The organism is Corynebacterium sp. HMSC062A03 (assembly GCF_001811145.1).
Lineage (GTDB): Bacteria > Actinomycetota > Actinomycetes > Mycobacteriales > Mycobacteriaceae > Corynebacterium > Corynebacterium aurimucosum.
Genome location: NZ_KV803695.1, coordinates 1 through 270 on the forward strand (window position 1 = coordinate 1; position 270 = coordinate 270).

General features: G+C 56.7%; 1 protein-coding gene. It reads right to left on the reverse strand.

From position 1 onward, the window contains the following. Window positions 1-9: 9 nt before the first annotated feature. A partial coding sequence (locus tag HMPREF2781_RS09695) for an integrase core domain-containing protein (protein WP_141750585.1) occupies window positions 10-270 on the reverse strand: 261 nt, incomplete at its 5' end.

Sequence of the window (270 nt, forward strand, 5' to 3'; positions counted from 1 at the left end):
ACCTAGTGGTTAGGCAGCTATTTCTTTTCTGCTGTTGATTGCGCCGGTGTGGTTCTCGAAGTCGACGGGGCTGACCATTCCGAGTGCAGAGTGCCGGCGCCGACGGTTGTAGACGACTTCAATCCAGTAGGCAACGGCCTTGCGTGCGGCATCACGGGTTGTCCAGCGCTTACGGTCGTAGAATTCAGTCTTTAGCGTCGACCAGAACGACTCAGCCATCGCGTTATCGAAGCACACACCAGTACGCCCCACAGACTGAGCAATGCCCAG